Genomic DNA, 14,995 nt, shown 5'->3' on the forward strand with positions numbered 1-14,995 from the left:
CACCGCTGGATGGTGCGCCGGAATGGCCGCTGGCAACTGGCAAACGACGGGTCGATCAGGACTCCCCCCGGATCCTTGATGAATGTCAGATTACAACGAGATCGTTAACGGCCTTCGTGCGGGCAACTTGAGTGGTATCGGACAAACCCGCATGGCGTGGTCGGCATCAGCCGCGGCCCGCCCTGCGGTATTTCGCGGCCAGGAAATCGCGCACCTGTTCGCGGCTCATGCGCCGGCCTTCGGCGTCGACGGCGGTGAAATCCACGCCGTTGTCCCACAGCTGCGGCGCGGTGAGCACGGCGATGTCGTCGGCCGAGGTGGTTTCCTGCAGCGCGAGCAGGCGCGCGTTGAAGCCGGCGCTGCGCAGCCAGGCGTCGTAGGCGGCGTCATGCTGGGTCAGGAACTGCACGGTGTATTCGCATTCCCGGCGGTCCTCGGGCGGCAGCGTGGCGCAGGGTGCGCGCCACTGGTGCAGGCCGATGACCGCGTCCGGCTCCAGTTCGCGGGCCGCGGCCGCCGCCCACAGGCCCACGCACATGCTGGCGCAGTGCGAGCGGACCCGGACGATCAGGTTGCGGCGGCTGATCTGCCGCGCCGCTTCCAGCCCGGGGCCGGCATAGCCGCCGCCGCTGGTGATGACGATGCGCTGCAGTGATGGATGGGCCGCCAGTGCCGCGTTCAGGTCGGTGGCGAAGCGGCGGCCGACGTCGCCGTCGATGCGCAGCTCCCGCCCGTCGCTGCTGACCGAGAAGCTCGCGTCCCGTGGCGCCGAAGGCGGTGGCGGGGTGCCGCCCTGCGGCTTGAGGATCATGGCCGCGGTGGGCGTGGCCTGCGCGGCTTCCTCCACGGCGGTGTCCACGGTATCGGCGCGGGCAGGCCTGCGCTGGCCGATGTAGGCGGCCAGCACCAGCAGGCAGGCCACGGCGGCCAGCAGCTTGAACAGGCCGCCGTGGCCGCGGTTGCGGCGTGTGGCGGCAACCGGGCGCCGCGGTGGCGAGGGGGGCGGCAGTGGCGGGGTGTCGGGAGACGGGTTCATCGTCCGGAAGCTCCTTGCGCGGATGTGGGGCGGGTGTGGCCGCTCAGCACTCGATGACGTTGACGGCCAACCCGCCGCGGCTGGTTTCCTTGTACTTGTCCTGCATGTCGCGGCCGGTGTCGCGCATGGTCTTGATGACCTTGTCGAGGCTGACCTTGTGCTTGCCGTCGCCGCGGCTGGCCATGCGCGCGGCGTTGATCGCCTTCACCGAGCCCATCGCGTTGCGCTCGATGCAGGGGATCTGCACCAGCCCGCCGATCGGGTCGCAAGTCAGGCCGAGGTTGTGCTCCATGCCGATCTCGGCGGCGTTCTCGATCTGCCCGGGGTTGCCGCCCAGCGCCGCCATCAGCCCGCCGGCGGCCATCGAGCAGGCCACGCCGACCTCGCCCTGGCAGCCGACCTCGGCGCCGGAGATAGAGGCGTTCTCCTTGTAGAGGATGCCGATGGCGGCGGCGGTGAGCAGGAAGTCGAACACGCCCTGCTCGTTGCTGCCGGGGCAGAAGCGGTCGTAGTAGTGCAGTACCGACGGGATGATGCCGGCCGCGCCGTTGGTGGGCGCGGTGACCACGCGGCCGCCTGCGGCGTTTTCCTCGTTGACCGCCAGTGCATACAGGTTGACCCAGTCCAGCGTGGTCAGCGGGTCGCGCATGGCCGCTTCCGGGCGCGAGGACAGCTCGCGGTACAGCATCGGCGCGCGGCGGCCCACGTGCAGGCCGCCGGGCAGAGTGCCTTCGGAACGGATGCCGCGCGCCACGCAGGCCTGCATCGCCGCCCACAGCTCGCGCAGGGCGTCCCTGATCTCGTCCTCGCCGCGCCAGCACTTTTCATTCTCGAACATCATCTGCGCGATGCTCAGGCCGCTGCGCGCGGCCTGCGCCAGCAGCTCGTCGCCGCTCTTGAACGGGTACGGGAGCGGGGTCTGGTCGGGGACGATGCGGTCGTCGGCGGCATCGTCGGCATTGACCACGAAGCCGCCGCCGACCGAGTAGTAGTCGCGGGTGGCGATGACGTCGTCGTTGCCGTCGAACGCGGTGAAGCGCATGCCGTTGGTGTGGTAGGGCAGCTTCTGGCGCTTGTTCAGCGCGAGGTCGCGCTTCTCGTCGAAGGCGATCTCGTGCAGGCCCATCAGCTTGATGCGCTTTGACGAGCGGATGCGGGCCAGCGTGTCCGGGATGATGTCCGGGTCGATGAGGTTGGGGCGGTTGCCCTCCAGCCCGAGCAGCACCGCGGTGTCGGTGCCGTGGCCGCGGCCGGTCAGGGCCAGCGAGCCGAACACCTCGGCGCGGATGCGCGCCACCTCGGGCAGGCGGCCGGGGTCGAGCAGCCAGCGGTGGACGAAACGCTCGGCCGCGCGCATCGGCCCGACGGTGTGCGAGGAACTGGGGCCGATGCCGATCTTGAACAGGTCGAACGTGCTGACGGACATGCTGCTTCTATGGTTGCGGCTGAAACGGAGCGGCTATTCTACGGACTTGCCGTTGCCGGCCATGTCCGCAGCGCAGCAATTCCCCCGATGGAGCGATGGATGAACGGCCTGGTCCTCTACCAGCGTGACGATTGCCACCTGTGCGACCAGGCGCTGGCGGTGCTGGCGCAGGCGCGCGCGCCCGATTTCGACAGCATCTTCATCGACGATGACGACGCACTGGAGGCGCGCTACGGCGTGCGCGTGCCGGTGTTGCGCGATGCCGCCGGGCGCGAGCTGGACTGGCCGTTCGACGTGGCCGCGCTGAGCGGATGGTTGGAAGCCGCTCCCTCCCTTTGACGTAGGGTCTGTGATGTATCGCTGCGCGTGCCAGCGGAACTCTGGCGTGTTGTGCAGGATCATTTGGGTTGGGACGGATGGGCTGTATTGCGATGAATTGTCGCGTGGTCACCTCCGTGCCGCATTTGCCAAAGGGCGGTAGCCGAGGGCGATGGTGCATCGCATGTATGCGATATTGTTCTCCATGCCATCTTGCGGAAACCCGCGCGTTGACGACCATGGAGCCTTCGCCGTGCCGCAGGGATATGTACATGGAATTCAACTAAAAGGACTTGGTGCATGAAACAGACTGGTTGTCGCATCGGTTCATTGCCGATGAGCAGATTCCGTTTCTTCCTCGTTCTGGCCCTGCTGCTTTTCCTGTCGTGGCAGCCAGCCTGCTCATCTACGACGTTGGTCCCGCAGGCGCCTCGCGAGAATGTGTCTATGGAATACAGTTCACAGGAGGTGATGCATGAAGCCGATTGACCCGCGTATTGCGCCCTTTTCGACACGCAAGCTTTTCCTTGTCCTGATTCCGCTGCTGGCCCTGTCCTGCGCCAATGCACGCACGTCGCCTCCCCCGGTGCATCCACCCGCTACCAAGGAAGAACTGCAACAGCGGTTGCTGCGTTTCGCTGATTCCCTGCATAAGCGAGCCGATGCGGAGGCGGAGCAGTTCGCGGCAGCCCTGGGAATTTCCCTGATTCCCATCGAAAATACATCGAAGCATTATAAAGCCGTCAGCCAGCCCCTGGCCGGTGGCTATCTTTTCGCTGTCAGTTCATTGCACGGCACCAAAGATTTCACCATGAACTCGATATGGGTTTTCCCTCCGGATGGACAAGACCCCGTCCGAGCCATCGACCCACCCTGCATCTGGGATGCGGCCGATTTTTCCCGACAGTTGCGGGCCATCGGATTCAATCCTTGGGAAGGGGAAACGTCGCCTCATGGAGCGCCGTTCCAAGGCGGACGGATATGGCCACACTTGCGTCTCATAGATAACGATGGCCACGGCGTGACCGCCAGCCTGCTCATCTACGACGTGGGGCCCACAAACGCCTCCCGGGAATGTGTCTATGGAATGCGGTTCGCGGGAGGTGAGGTATGAAGCCGACTGATCCCCGTATTGAGCCTTTGCTCTCGGCAATGGCCCGTGACCCACGTCTACCTCAGAGTGCCGAAGCCGACATTCGCCAGGCTGTTGCCGAATCACCCTATCTCTCCAACCTGCTGGCACGGGCCATCGAGAACCGCGATATCGGCGCCATCGGCGTTTCGCATGGGCAGCACAATGACGGGCATTTCGAGGATGGCAAAGATGGAGCACCAGGTACCCTCTTCATCAGCGAGAGCATTTTCCTGAAAGCCTCTCTGCATCGAGATCGAATCAACCGCCTCACCGAAGTCATGGGCCACGAAACCATGCACGGAGTGCTCTCAACCCACCGCGCCGAGAAGCTGGCACAGTTTCGGCGCGATTACGGCAATACGCTGGATCAGGCCCATGCGGCGCGCGAGCCGATGGTGAACCTCACAGGGCTGGTGCGCACTTATCTTGAGCGTAGTCGGCAAGATGAAGCCCTGGCCGAGATTTCCGCGCTGCGCGCCCTGCACAGCCGTATCCGGCACGAAAACCCACGCGCCAGCGAGTCCGACCTCGATGCGGAACTACGAGAACGTACCAACACCCGTTGCGTAAACCGACAGGAAGGCCAAACACCCATCTACGCCCCCGGCCTGACCTACGAAGCCCTGACCCGCCAACCCGCCGGCCGCGACGACGCCCTGACCGCCGCGGTCGAACGCTGCTTCTTCGACGGCCGCGGCAACCTGGGCCCGCATGGCGATTCGGACTATCGCAACTACTACGGCACCCTGCCGCTCTCGGAAATCGCCGCGGCCACGGCCTGGCTGGGTGAGGGCGGCCGCACGCCGCCGCAGGTGCGCGTGGACCTGCGCGCATTGGGACTGGACCCGGCGCAATTGGAGCGCAACGGCCTGGACCTGGGCAAGGCAGCCTCCTTCCCACTGCTGGACCTGGGCCCCGGCGGATTGGGTGAAGTGCGGCTCAACCACACCGGGCCATCACGGCTCGTGCCACCGGAGCGGGCCGAAGCCGTTGCGCAAGGCGCACTCACGCCTGCCGATCCCGGTCACCCCGACCACGCCTTGCTGGAACAGATCCGCGACAGGGTGAAGGAACTGGACGCCCGCCACGGCAAGACGTTCGACCACACCAGCGAGCGCATCAGTGCCAACCTGCTGGGTCTGGCAAAGGAGAACCGGCTGCAACGGGTGGACCACGTGGTAGTGAGCCGGCAAACCGATGTCTTGCCGGCCGGCCACAACATTTTCGTGGTTCAGGGCCGCATGGATGACCCGGCGATGCTGCGCGCGCACATGCCCACCGTCGAAGCCGCGCAGCGCCCAATCGACGATGCCTGGCTGCATGTGGAAACCCTCAACCACCGGCAAGCACAGGCGCAATTGCTGGAAGCACCACACATGCCGGAGCCGGCTCGGCAGCCCATGCTGCCTTGAGCCCCCTGTCGGTTGCAGTTTCCTTTAATTGCGCAGTAAGGCGTCAGCGGGCGTTGAAGCGGACGATGGTGCTGATCGCGGTTTCGTCGGGGATGGTCTTGGTATCGCTCCAGTCGCCGCCGCCGATGCCGAAGTCCAGCCGCTTCACCGTCGCCCGGCCGGTCAGCACCGGCTGCGCGCCGGGCGTCCAGGTAAAGGTCAGGGTGACCGGCTTGCTGACGCCGTGCAGCTCCAGCGCGCCGTCGGCGGCGTACTGGTTGTCGCCCAGCGCGCGGAAGCCGTTGGCGGTGTAGCGCGCCTGCGCGAAGCGGGCGACGTCGAAGAAGTCCTTGCCCTGCAGGGTCGAGTCGCGGTCGCTGTTGCCGCTGCTGGCGCCGGCCAGCGGGATGGTCACGTCGAGCCTGCCGGCGGCGGGGTCGGCCGGGTCGAAGCTCAGTTCGGTGCGGAAGCCGGGGAAGCTGCCGGTGAAGATCTCGCCATCGTATTTGCTGGCGAAGGTCAGCGCCGAGCCGGGGGCCTGTTCGTAGTCCGCGGCCAGTACGGGCGTGGCGGCGAGCATGCCGGCCAGGGCGGCGGCCACGGCGGCCGGGGTGGTGAGCTTGATGTTCATGCGGATTCCTTCTGGGGGGCGGCGAGCCAGCCTCGCGGCAGCATGCGCGACAAGGTGGCATCGCCTTGGTGAACGTGGTGGTAGAACGCGGCACCGGCATGCGCCAGCACCGCCAGGATCAGCAGCCAGAAGCCCCACTCGTGCAGTGCATGCGAGAGCTGCGCGGCCCGTTCGTCGGGCGCCACCAGCTTGGGCATCTCGACCAGGCCGAACAGCTTGAACGGGCGCAGCCCGCTGGCCGAGTCGTACAGCCAGCCCGACAGCGGGATGGCGAACATCAGCACGTACAGCAGCCCGTGCGTGGCGCTGGCGATGCGCTCCTGCCAGCCGGGCGTGCCCGGGACCGGCTGCGGCGCGCCGGCGTACAGCCGCCAGCCCAGCCGCAGCGCCACCAGCGCCAGCACGGTGATGCCAAGCGACTTGTGCGCGGTGTAGACCCAGAAATACTTCGGCGTCTTCGGCAGCTCGCCCATGAGCAGGCCGACGATGCCCAGGGCGAGGATCAGCAGGGCGATCAGCCAGTGCAGGGTCTTGCTGACGCTGCCCCAGTGCTGGGGGGTGTTCTTCAGGCTCATGGGCGCGGTTCCGGTTCGGGGGAGGTGGGCTCGGCGGGAGCCGGAGGAGTGCCGTCGGCAGCGCCGTGGTTGTCGAGCACCGCTTCGGCCTCGATGCGCAGCTGCACGCTGTCGCCGATCATCGATTTCCATGCGTCGATGCCGAAATCGGCGCGGCTCAGCGTGGCGGTGGCGGAAAAGCCGGCGGTGCGGCGGAACGGCGGCAGCGGGTGGCGCTTGAGCGCGTTGAGGGTGACGTCGAGCGCGACCTCGCGGCTGACCCCGCGCAGGGTCAGCAGGCCGTGGACGCGGGCGTGTCGAGGATCCAGCGGCTCGACGCGGGTGGAGACGAAGCGCGCCTGCGGGAAGCGCTCGCCGTCGAGCAGGTTGCGCGCCAGCGTGGCGCGGTTCCACTTGTCGTCGCCCAGCTCCAGCCGTGCGATGGGGATGATGACGTCGAGCTGCGCGCCGGCCCAGTCGTCCGGGTCGAAGTCGAGCGTGCCCTCGCTGCCGGACAGCGTGCCCAGCGCCTGCGAGAAGCCGGCGTGCTCGACGGCGAACAGCACGCGCGTGTGCACCGGGTCGAGCCGGTAGCGCTCGGCAGCGGCCGACAGCGGCAGCAGGCACAGCAGGAGCAGGGCGAGGCAGCGTGGCAAGGTTCGGCTCCGCGACGGGTTGCGGGGATTCTAGACATGTCGCCGCCGCGGTTTGTTCCTGCGCCGCGCAATGGATTGTTGCGCGGGCGCCGGTGGCCTTCGCGCCGTGGAGGTTGAAGCCCCGCGGTGACTTCGGTCTAATCGGGCGGTCCCGTGGGGGCGCGTGCGCCGGGGCGAGGGGATTCCGGATGGTTCGGGAGAGGGTGCCGACATCGGGCTGCCTCTGCGAGGAGGTCGTGCGGTGAAACGCGGGTGGCTTGCATTGTTGTGGCTGTTGCCGGTCTTCGGCACGGTCGCGCGCGCCGAAGTTCCGGCCACCCCGCAGCCGCGCCAGCTGGAAGTGGTCGATGGCCTGCCTTCCACCGGCATCAACGCGTTCGCCGAAGACCACTTGGGTTACCTGTGGCTGGCCAGCCGCGATGGCCTGGCGCGTTTCGACGGGCGCAACTACCGCATCTGGCGGGCCGAGGACGGCCTGCGCGACAACCTGGTCTGGAGCCTGCACGTCGATGCGCAGAACCGGCTGTGGATGGGCACGCAGAGCGCGGGGCTGGTGATGCTGTCGGCCGACCGCCGCAGCTTCCGCTATTTCGACCGGGACACGCTGCCGCAACTGGGCAGCAACACGATATGGAGCATCACTTCCACGCAGGACGGCAGCGTCTGGTTCGGCACGCCGACCGCCGGCCTGTACCGCCTGGCGACCGATGGCGGGCTCCGGCATTTCATGCCCACGCCGGGCCGGAGCGGCGGCCTGCCGTCGGCGTCGGTGGCGTACCTGGCGGTCACCCCTGACGGCGTGCTCTGGGTGGGCACCAAGGGCGGCCTCGCGCGCTGGACCGGCAGCGGCTTCGAGTGCGAGGGGCTGGACGTGCTGCCTTCGCCGCGCATCAACGGCTTGAAGGTGGACCGCGAGGGCCGCCTGTGGATCGCCACCAACGACGGCGTGGTGGTGCGCCAGGCCGATGGCCGCTTCGAGCGCATGGCCTGGCCGGGCGCGCAGCCGGCCGACGTGCTGAACATGATGCAGTTCGCGGCCGACGGCAATTACTGGCTGGACACGCGGCAGGGCCTGGGCCGCAGCCGTGACGGCGGGCCGGTGCGCGACGTGGCGCTGTACAGCGTGCAGGAACGCGGGCGGGTCCGGCCCAACTGGGTCACCGCCCACGAGGATCGCGACGGCGGCCTGTGGTTCGCCAGCACCAACGCCGGGTTGTGGCACCTGCCGCCGAACTGGCGGCAGTTCTCGGTGCTGACCCGGCGCCTGGACGACCCGGCCTCGCTGCGCAATCCCTATGCGTTGGCGCTGGCCGCTTCCGCATCGGGCGGGATATGGATGGTGGGTACCCGCGGCGCGCTGGACCGGCTGGATCCGGAGACAGGCGAGGTCGAGCACCACCTGCAGCCGGTCGACGGCAGCAACTGGCCGCAGTCGGTGGTCGAGGATGCGAACGGGCGGGTGTGGATCGGCAGCCTCGACGCGCTGGTGCGGTATGACCCGCGCGACCGCAGCGTGCGCCGCTGGCACGACGGCGATGCGGCGGACGCGGCGATGCCCGGCGACAGCGACATGCTGCGCTCGTGCAACGGCGGGCGGCTGTGGGTGTATTCGGAGGATGGCGGCCTGCAGCAGCGCGATGCCGGGGGGCGCGTGCTGCTGCGTGTCCATCCTGGCCAGCAGGGCCTGCCCGTCGCGGCGCTGGAGGACATGCAGTGCGGACCGGACGGCCACCTGTGGCTGTCCAGCGCTGCCGGGCTGGTGTCGTGGCAGCCGCAGGCACGGCGCTTCCTGCCGGTGCGCGGGGGGCCGTCCGACCATGCCTACGCCTTCGATGCCACTGCCGCCGACGTGGTCTGGGTTGCGGCGCTCGGCCGGCTCGACCGCTATCGCTGGAATGACGGCAGATTGCTGCGCGAAGCCAGCATCGGCGCCGGACAGGGCTTCCCGGGGTTGGCGGCCAACGGGCTGGCGGTGGATGCCGACGGCGTGGCCTGGGCCAGCAGCGCCCGCGGCCTGATCCGGGTCGATCCGGCCAGCCGCTCGGTGCGCCTGTACGGCGTGCACGACGGCCTGCCGGGGCAGGAATTCCGCCGCCGCAGCCTGGTGCGGGCGCGTACCGGGCAGATGGCCGGCGGCACTCCGGAAGGCGTGGTGCTGTTCGAGCCGGCCCTGGTCAGGCCGTCGGGCCGGCAACCGCCGCTGGTGATCGAGCGGGTGAGCGTGCGCCGCGGCGACGTGGAGCACGACCTGACCTGGCAGAGCCCGCTGGAAATCAGGGACGGCGACCGCGACCTGCACATCGTCACGCGCCTGCTGTCCTTCGCCGATTCGGCCAACAACAGCTATCGCTTCCGGCTCAACGGCTACGACACCGGCTGGGTGGAGGTGGGGTCCAGCGGCGAGCGCGTGTTCTCGCGGTTGCCGCCGGGGCATTACCGGCTGGAGGTGCAGGCGGCCACCTCCGACAGGGTCTGGTCGCAGGTGCAGACGCTGGCGTTCGACGTGCAGCCGCCGTGGTGGCGCAGCGCGTGGGCGCTGGTGTTCTGGCTGGCGCTGGCCGGAGTGGCGATCACGGCGCTGGTGGCCGTTTACCGCGCGCGGCTGCGGCGCCGCAACGAATGGCAACTGGCGGTGCAGAAGCGGCAGCTGGCCGAGCAGGCCTCGCTGGCCAAGACCCGCTTCCTGGCCACGCTCGGCCATGAGGTGCGCACGCCGATGACCGGCGTGTTGGGCATGACCGAGCTGCTGCTGGACACCCCGCTGGACACCACCCAGCGCCGCTACGCCGATTCGATCCAGCAGGCCGGCACCCATCTGCTGCGGTTGGTCAACGATACCCTCGACCTCGCGCGCATCGAGGCCGGCCGGCTGGAACTGGAGGCGCGCCCGTTCGAGCTGACGCCGCTGCTGGACGGCATCGCCGGGCTGATGGCGCCGGTCGCGGAAAAGCGTGGCCTGCACTTCGTGCGCGAACGGCTGCCGCCGATGCCGGTGGTCGTCACCGGCGATGCGACGCGGCTGCGGCAGATCCTGATGAACCTGTTGAACAACGCGATCAAGTTCACCGAGCGCGGGCAGGTCGGGCTGGACGCCGAACTTCTGCCCGACGGCGCCGGCCTGCGGCTGGTGGTCAGCGATACCGGCCCCGGCATCCATCCCGACCAGCAGAAGCGGCTGTTCCACCGCTTCGAGCAGGCCGATGGGCCGCGTACCGCGTCGCGCTACGGTGGCAGTGGGCTGGGGCTGGCGATCTGCCAGGAGCTGGCGGTGGCGATGGGCGGGCGTATCCGCATCGACAGCCGGCTGGGGGCCGGCGCCCGCTTCATCGTCGAGTTGCCGCTGCCGTGGCGGCTGCAACCCGTCGCGGCCAGTGCGGCGGCCACGCCGGTCGCGGCCCCGAAGCAGGCCCTGCGGATCCTGCTGGTCGAGGACGACCCCACCGTGGCCGACGTGATCTCGCACCTGCTGCACGCCCGCGGCCACGAGGTCGTGCACGTGCTGCACGGGCTGGCGGCCTTGTCGGAGGTGGCCGCGCAATCCTTCGACGTCGGCCTGCTCGATCTGGACCTGCCGCTGCTGGACGGGCTGGCACTGGCCCGGCAGCTGCGCGAGCTCGGCTGTAGCTTCCCGCTGATAGCGGTGACGGCGCGTTCGGATGCCGATGCCGAGCGGCAGGCATCGGCCGCCGGTTTCGACGGCTTCCTGCGCAAGCCGGTCACCGGCGAGATGCTGGCGGTGGCGATCGGCGCTGCGTGCGCGCAGGCATCGTAGGAACATCCGTAGATGCGGGGCTTGCCCCGCATGAAGCTTTCCCAGTGAAGCGCCGTACCGGGCAAGCCCGGTACCTACGGCGGAGTAACAAGCTGCTGGCGCAGCCAGCCCGCCAGCGCCTCGATCCGCGGGTGCCCGTCGCCAGCGGTGCACAACGCCCATTGCCCTTCGGTATCGACGAAGCCCCACGGTGCGACCAGCCGCCCGTTGGCGAGGTCGCCGGCCACCAGCGGTTCCGGCGCGATGGCGATGCCCAGCCCGGCGACGGCGGCTTCCAGCAGGTAATACAGGTGCTCGAAGCCGGTGCCGTAGCGCAGCTCGCCGGCATCGATGCCGTTGCGCACCGCCCAGGTCGGCCATGCCTGCGGACGCGAGCGGGTGTGCAGCAGCGGCTGCTCGCACAGGGCGGCGGCCGGTTGCCGTGCCAGCGCCGTGGCGCCGGGCAGCGCAGGGCTGAACACCGGGCCGATGCGCTCGGCCGCCAGCGGATGCACCCGCCAACTGGCCGGCCACGGCGCCTGGCCCAGCATCAATGCCGCGTCCAGGCCGTCCAGGCGCGGGGTGAAATCGCCTTCCTGCGCGGCCAGGTGCAGGGTCAGGCCGGGCAGGTCGCTTTGCAGCACTTGCAGGCGCGGGATCATCCAGCGTGCCAGCACGCTGCCGGGGCAGCCGAGCACGAGGGCGTCGCCATGCTGGCCCCGGCGCAGCGCGGCCACGCAGTCACGCAGCTGCGAGAACGCGCCCGAAGCCGCTTCGAGCAGGCGCCTGCCGGCGGCGGTGGGGCGGATGCCGCGGCCGTCGCGCTCGAACAGGGCGAGGCCGAGTTCTTCCTCCAGCGCCCGCAATTGGCGGCTGACCGCGCCGTGGGTCACGTGCAGTTCCTCGGCGGCCAGGCTGACGCTGCGCAACCGCGCGGCCGCCTCGAAGGCACGCAGGGCATTGAGCGAGGGCAGGGCGCGTTCATCGTTCATGTGAGTTTTTCTAACACATGAAGGCATATTTATCGATTTTCATCGCATGGCATGTGCGTTACGGTGCGGGCCTGTCCTGCTTGCCCGTGATGCCATGACCGCCGCGCCGATCCCCGATTTCCACGCCTATCCCGATGCCCGCGGCCATTTCGGCCGCTACGGCGGCAGTTTCGTCGCCGAGACGCTGGTCGGGCCGTTGCAGGAACTGGCCGCCGCCTATGACCAGGCGCGGGTCGATCCGGCCTTCATCGCCGCCTACGACAAGGACCTGAAGCACTACGTCGGCCGTCCCAGCCCGATCTACCACGCCGAGCGGCTGAGCCGCGACGTCGGCGGCGCGCAGATCCTGCTCAAGCGCGAGGACCTCAACCACACCGGCGCGCACAAGGTGAACAACACCATCGGCCAGGCGCTGCTGGCCGCGCGCATGGGCAAGACCCGCATCATCGCCGAGACCGGCGCCGGCCAGCACGGCGTGGCCAGCGCCACCGTGGCCGCGCGGCTGGGGCTGGAATGCGTGGTCTACATGGGCGCCACCGACATCGAGCGGCAGAAGATCAACGTCTACCGGATGAAGCTGCTCGGTGCCACGGTGGTGCCGGTGAGCAGCGGCTCGGCCACGCTCAAGGACGCGCTCAACGAAGCAATGCGCGACTGGGTGACCAACGTGCGCGACACCTTCTACATCATCGGCACCGTCGCCGGCCCCGACCCGTACCCGCGCATGGTGCGCGACTTCAACGCCATCGTCGGCCGCGAGGCGCGCGCGCAGATGCTGGAGGACTATGGCCGCCTGCCCGACGCGATCACCGCCTGCGTCGGCGGTGGCTCCAATGCCATCGGCCTGTTCCATGCCTTCCTCAATGACCGCGAGGTCAAGATCTACGGTGCCGAGGCGGCGGGCGACGGCATCCATACCGGCCGTCACGCCGCGTCGATCTCGGCCGGCCGCCCCGGCGTGCTGCACGGCAACCGCACCTATGTGCTGTGCGACGACGACGGCCAGATCACCGAAACCCATTCCATTTCCGCCGGCCTGGACTACCCCGGCGTCGGCCCCGAGCATGCGTTCCTGTCCGACAGCGGCCGCGCGCAGTACGTCGGCATCACTGATGACGAAGCGCTGGCCGCGTTCCACCGCCTGACCCGCACCGAGGGCATCCTGCCGGCGCTGGAATCCAGCCACGCGGTGGCGCAGGCGATCAAGCTGGCGCGCGAGCTGCCGAAGGACGCGCTGGTGTTGTGCAACCTGTCCGGCCGCGGCGACAAGGACGTGCACACCATCGCCGCGCGCGAAGGGCTGTCGCTGTGAACGGGCGCTTGTTCCGCATGGGCGCGCTGGCCTGCCTGGGCATGGCGTTGACGGCCTGCAAGCCGCCCGAGCCCGAGGTGCGGCCGCTGCCGGCAGGCGCGCAGGCAACGCCGCCGGAAGCCACGCAACCGGCCCCGGCGACGGATGCGGCAGCGCAACTGGCCGGCGTGGGCGAACTGCAGGTCGGCGCGGCGTTCGGCCAGGGGCCGGGCGACGACGCCTTCGCCTCCGCCGGCATGCGCGAGCTGATGGAAGGCGACTGCGAATACTACGAAGGCGGCACGCTGCCGGCGGGCCTGTCGATGATGGTCATCGCCGACCATATCGCCCGTTTCGACGCCCACGACGAGCGCGCGCCGGGTGCCGACGGGCCGCCGCTGCCGTTCGGGCTGTGGGTCGGCATGACCGCGGCCGAGGCGCGCGGACGCCTGCCCGCCGGCGTGGTGGCCAGCCCGCACGCCTATGCCTCGCCCGATGGCGAGTACCTGACCTGGACCGACCCGCAGGCCCGGCTGGCCCTGCGCCTGGAAACCCTCGATGGCGTGGTGACCGCGATCTACTGGGGCCAGCCCGAAGCGGTCGAACTGATCGAAGGATGTGCCTGAGATGCCCGTGACCCGAATCGACGAATGCTTCGCCCGCCTGCGCGCCTCCGGCCGCAAGGCGCTGATCCCCTTCATCACCGCCGGCGACCCGGCGCTGGAAGCCACCGTGCCGGTGATGCACGCGCTGGTCGCCGCCGGCGCCGACGTCCTCGAACTGGGCGTGCCGTTCTCCGACCCGATGGCCGACGGCCCGACCATCCAGCGCAGCTCCGAGCGCGCGCTGGGGCGGGGCGCCGGGCTGCGCTATGTGTTCGACAGCGTGGCCGCGTTCCGGCAGCGGGACACCGCCACGCCGGTGGTGCTGATGGGCTACCTCAACCCGGTGGAAATCCGCGGCGCGGCACGGTTCGCCACCGAGGCGGTGGCCGCCGGCGTGGATGGCGTGCTGCTGGTGGACCTGCCGCCGGAAGAAGCCGCCGAAACTCGCGCCGCGTTCACCGCCGCCGGGCTGGCGCTGGTCCTGCTGGCCTCGCCGACCAGCAGCGAGCAACGGCTCGCCGGCCTGTGCGAGGCGGCGCAGGGCTACCTCTATTACGTCAGCTTCGCCGGCGTTACCGGTGCCTCCGAACGGCTGGACAGCGCCGCCGCCGGCGAGCGCCTGCGGTTGCTGCGCAGCCGGGCGAAAACGCCGGTGGTGGCCGGTTTCGGCATCAAGGACGCGGCCAGCGCCGCGGCGATGGCGGTCGATGCCGATGGCGTGGTGGTCGGCAGTGCACTGGTCGCGGCGATGGCCGGGGCCGCATCGGTCGAAGCCGCCGTGCGCGATGCCAGCGAGTTCCTCGCACCGCTGCGGCAGGCGCTGGACGCCTGAATCATGTGGCTATTGTAGGAGCGACGCGAGTCGCGATGGAGCTTTCCCGAGGAAGCCCGGTCGCGACTCGCGTCGCTTGTGTCATTTATCCCGTTACCGTTGCAGGTGAGAGCGGAGTGCGGCAGCCCGTTCAGTCGCGGTGCCAAGCAAGCACGTGTAGGAGTCAGGGGCGCCGCACTCCGTGCTCCCATCCTCAGCCCGAACAGTTGATCGGATCACAGTCCGAAGCGAACAAGCATGGGATCGATGGGAGTGCTCTCGTCCCCAGCTTACGTCGGAGGCGTGATGAATACCTGTGTCGGCATTGATGTTTCCAAGGATGAATTGGTCGTCCATGTCCTGCCCACGGAAGCGGCCCGCACGTTTCCCAACACGGC

13 protein-coding genes are annotated in these 14,995 nt (G+C 69.2%); 7 read left to right on the top strand and 6 right to left on the bottom strand.

Going from position 1 to position 14,995, the window contains the following annotated elements:
• Positions 1-166 precede the first annotated feature (166 nt).
• Both ABB34_RS05780 and ABB34_RS05785 read right to left on the bottom strand, forming a co-directional pair.
• Entirely contained in the window at positions 167-1,036 is an 870-nt protein-coding gene (locus ABB34_RS05780) for a hypothetical protein (protein ID WP_057640299.1), read from the bottom strand.
• Between the two features lie 43 nt (positions 1,037-1,079).
• Positions 1,080-2,462, bottom strand: a complete 1,383-nt coding sequence (locus ABB34_RS05785) for an L-serine ammonia-lyase (protein ID WP_057640300.1) — start codon at positions 2,460-2,462, stop codon at positions 1,080-1,082.
• A gap of 99 nt (positions 2,463-2,561) precedes the next feature.
• Between ABB34_RS05785 and ABB34_RS05790 the strand changes: the two genes are divergently transcribed.
• The 3 genes from ABB34_RS05790 (at position 2,562) to ABB34_RS05795 (ending at position 5,327) form a co-directional block, all read left to right on the top strand.
• Positions 2,562-2,801, top strand: a complete 240-nt coding sequence (locus tag ABB34_RS05790) for a glutaredoxin family protein (RefSeq protein WP_057640301.1) — start codon at positions 2,562-2,564, stop codon at positions 2,799-2,801.
• 454 nt (positions 2,802-3,255) lie between these two features.
• A complete protein-coding gene (locus tag ABB34_RS15190; protein WP_152979531.1) occupies positions 3,256-3,894 on the top strand; it encodes a hypothetical protein in 639 nt (212 codons plus the stop codon).
• Positions 3,891-5,327, top strand: coding sequence for an XVIPCD domain-containing protein (locus ABB34_RS05795; protein WP_211258168.1), 1,437 nt, complete (start codon positions 3,891-3,893; stop codon positions 5,325-5,327). The genes ABB34_RS15190 and ABB34_RS05795 overlap by 4 nt, the downstream gene beginning before the upstream one ends.
• A gap of 43 nt (positions 5,328-5,370) precedes the next feature.
• Here ABB34_RS05795 and ABB34_RS05800 read toward each other — a convergent pair whose 3' ends face one another.
• From ABB34_RS05800 to ABB34_RS05810, 3 genes are read right to left on the bottom strand one after another with little or no spacing between them, the layout of a single operon-like run.
• Positions 5,371-5,937 carry a YceI family protein gene (locus ABB34_RS05800; RefSeq protein ID WP_057640303.1) on the bottom strand — a complete coding sequence of 189 codons (567 nt, stop codon included), beginning with the start codon at positions 5,935-5,937 and terminating at the stop codon, positions 5,371-5,373.
• Entirely contained in the window at positions 5,934-6,512 is a 579-nt protein-coding gene (locus tag ABB34_RS05805) for a cytochrome b (protein ID WP_057640304.1), read from the bottom strand. Before ABB34_RS05805 ends, ABB34_RS05800 begins: the two co-directional genes overlap by 4 nt.
• Entirely contained in the window at positions 6,509-7,147 is a 639-nt protein-coding gene (locus tag ABB34_RS05810; protein ID WP_057640305.1) for a YceI family protein, read from the bottom strand. The genes ABB34_RS05805 and ABB34_RS05810 overlap by 4 nt, the downstream gene beginning before the upstream one ends.
• A 241-nt stretch (positions 7,148-7,388) precedes the next feature.
• Between ABB34_RS05810 and ABB34_RS05815 the strand changes: the two genes are divergently transcribed.
• Complete coding sequence (locus ABB34_RS05815; RefSeq protein ID WP_245625410.1) at positions 7,389-10,919, top strand: hybrid sensor histidine kinase/response regulator; 3,531 nt, start codon at positions 7,389-7,391, stop codon at positions 10,917-10,919.
• Positions 10,920-10,993: 74 nt separating this feature from the next.
• Here the strand turns inward: ABB34_RS05815 and ABB34_RS05820 are convergent, their stop codons facing one another.
• Entirely contained in the window at positions 10,994-11,890 is an 897-nt protein-coding gene (locus tag ABB34_RS05820; protein ID WP_057640307.1) for a LysR family transcriptional regulator, read from the bottom strand.
• A gap of 94 nt (positions 11,891-11,984) precedes the next feature.
• Here ABB34_RS05820 and trpB point away from each other — a divergent pair, with 94 nt between their 5' ends.
• From trpB to trpA, 3 genes are read left to right on the top strand one after another with little or no spacing between them, the layout of a single operon-like run.
• The gene (trpB, locus tag ABB34_RS05825) at positions 11,985-13,202 is read left to right on the top strand and encodes a tryptophan synthase subunit beta (protein ID WP_057640308.1); all 1,218 of its coding nucleotides are present in this window, start codon (positions 11,985-11,987) and stop codon (positions 13,200-13,202) included.
• A gap of 8 nt (positions 13,203-13,210) precedes the next feature.
• The gene (locus ABB34_RS05830; protein WP_211258169.1) at positions 13,211-13,807 is read left to right on the top strand and encodes a hypothetical protein; all 597 of its coding nucleotides are present in this window, start codon (positions 13,211-13,213) and stop codon (positions 13,805-13,807) included.
• 7 nt (positions 13,808-13,814) lie between these two features.
• A complete protein-coding gene (trpA, locus tag ABB34_RS05835) occupies positions 13,815-14,618 on the top strand; it encodes a tryptophan synthase subunit alpha (RefSeq protein WP_211258170.1) in 804 nt (267 codons plus the stop codon).
• Positions 14,619-14,995 lie beyond the last annotated feature (377 nt).

The sequence above is a fragment of the Stenotrophomonas daejeonensis genome, assembly GCF_001431505.1.
GTDB classification, from domain to species: domain Bacteria; phylum Pseudomonadota; class Gammaproteobacteria; order Xanthomonadales; family Xanthomonadaceae; genus Stenotrophomonas; species Stenotrophomonas daejeonensis.